This is a genomic window from Pseudomonas sp. PS02303, assembly GCF_029959925.1.
GTDB lineage: Bacteria > Pseudomonadota > Gammaproteobacteria > Pseudomonadales > Pseudomonadaceae > Aquipseudomonas > Aquipseudomonas mandelii.
This window is the reverse complement of the sequence record NZ_JASCOM010000499.1, coordinates 1-1,745: the sequence shown is the minus strand read 5'-3', so window position 1 is coordinate 1,745 and position 1,745 is coordinate 1. Positions and strand designations below refer to the sequence as shown.

Annotated in this window: 2 protein-coding genes; one reads left to right on the top strand and one right to left on the bottom strand. The window is 58.5% G+C overall.

Features of this window, described 5'->3' with window-relative positions; genetic code table 11:
• Nucleotides 1–89: 89 nt before the first annotated feature.
• On the bottom strand, nucleotides 90–734 hold the full coding sequence (pyrE, locus tag QMX98_RS34465) for an orotate phosphoribosyltransferase (protein WP_010465206.1): 645 nt from the start codon (nucleotides 732–734) through the stop codon (nucleotides 90–92).
• 82 nt (nucleotides 735–816) lie between these two features.
• Here pyrE and QMX98_RS34460 point away from each other — a divergent pair, with 82 nt between their 5' ends.
• Entirely contained in the window at nucleotides 817–1,596 is a 780-nt protein-coding gene (locus tag QMX98_RS34460) for an exodeoxyribonuclease III (RefSeq protein ID WP_007934608.1), read from the top strand.
• The last annotated feature ends 149 nt before the right edge of the window (nucleotides 1,597–1,745 follow it).

Sequence of the window (1,745 nt, the reverse complement as noted above, 5' to 3'; positions counted from 1 at the left end):
AGGCTTGCCCGCGAAAGCGATCTGACAGTCCCATCATTGCTGAATGTGACGACGCCTTCGCGGGCAAGCCTCGCTCCTACAGGTCAGCGTTAGACGCCGTACTGGGCGCGGTACGCTTCAACGGCTGGCAGGTGCTGCTTGAGCTGCGGATCATCCGCCAGGAATTCCAGCACCTGGTTCAGCGACACAATGCTGATCACCGGAATGCCGAAATCACGCTCCACTTCCTGGATCGCCGACAACTCGCCGTTGCCACGCTCCTGACGGTTCAGGGCGATGAGCACGCCCTTGGCCTTGGCGCCGTCCTGGGAAGCGATGATCTGCATCACTTCGCGGATCGCGGTGCCGGCGGTGATCACGTCGTCGATGATCAGCACATCGCCGGTCAACGGCGCGCCAACGAGACTGCCGCCTTCACCGTGAGCCTTGGCCTCTTTGCGGTTGAAGCACCATGGCAAATCACGGCCATGATGTTCGGCAAGCGCCACCGCAGTGGTCGCCGCCAGCGGGATGCCTTTGTACGCCGGGCCAAACAATACATCGAACGAAATACCGCTCTCGACGATGGCTGCCGCGTAGAAACGACCCAGCTGCGCAAGAGCCGAACCGGTATTGAACAGGCCGGCATTGAAGAAGTAAGGACTGGTGCGCCCGGACTTCAGGGTGAACTCGCCGAAGCGCAAAACGCCGCGATCGATGGCAAAACGAATGAAATCGCGCTGATACGCTTGCATGAAAAAAACCCCAAATACCACGGATTTAGCTAATTAGGTTGACGCCGTGTATCATACACGCACGCGATTTTTGGGGCCATTTATGCGGATCATCAGTGTGAACGTCAATGGTATTCAGGCTGCAGTGGAGCGAGGGTTGCTCAGTTGGCTGCAAGCACAGAATGCCGACGTCATCTGCCTGCAGGACACCCGCGCCTCCGCCTTTGAACTGGACGATCCAGCCTTCCAACTGGATGGCTACTTCCTTTATGCCTGCGAAGCCGAAGTTCCCGCCCAGGGTGGCGTGGCTTTGTATTCGCGGTTGCAACCGAAGGCAGTCATCAGCGGTCTCGGTTTCGAGACAGCCGACCGCTACGGGCGCTACCTGCAAGCCGATTTCGACAAGGTCAGCATCGCGACCTTGCTGCTCCCTTCGGGGCAGAACGGCGATGAAGACTTGAACCAGAAGTTCAAGCTAATGGACGATTTCGCCCGTTATCTGGATAAACAGCGACGCAAACGTCGCGAGTACATTTATTGTGGCTCGCTGTACGTGGCGCAACAGAAGCTGGATATCAAGAACTGGCGCGACAGCCAGCAATCCCCGGGCTTCCTGGCACCTGAACGTGCCTGGATGGACGAGATTGTCGGCAACATGGGCTATGTTGATGCCCTGCGTGAAGTCAGCCGTGAAGGCGACCAGTACAGCTGGTGGCCGGACAACGAACAGGCGGAAATGCTCAACCTCGGTTGGCGTTTCGACTACCAGTTGCTGACCCCTGGCCTGCGCCGTTTTGTTCGCAGCGCACGCCTGCCACGCCAGCCACGGTTCTCGCAACACGCACCACTGATCGTGGACTACGACTGGACGCTGACCATTTAAGCGTCTTTTCGCAGACGCAAAAAAGCCGACATCGCCGTCGGCTTTTTTGTGCGCGCCTCATTCCTGTAGGAGCGAGGCTTGCCCGCGAAGAACGATAACGCGCTGTTCCTGACAGACCGAGGCGCCTCAATTCGCGGGCAAGCCTCGCT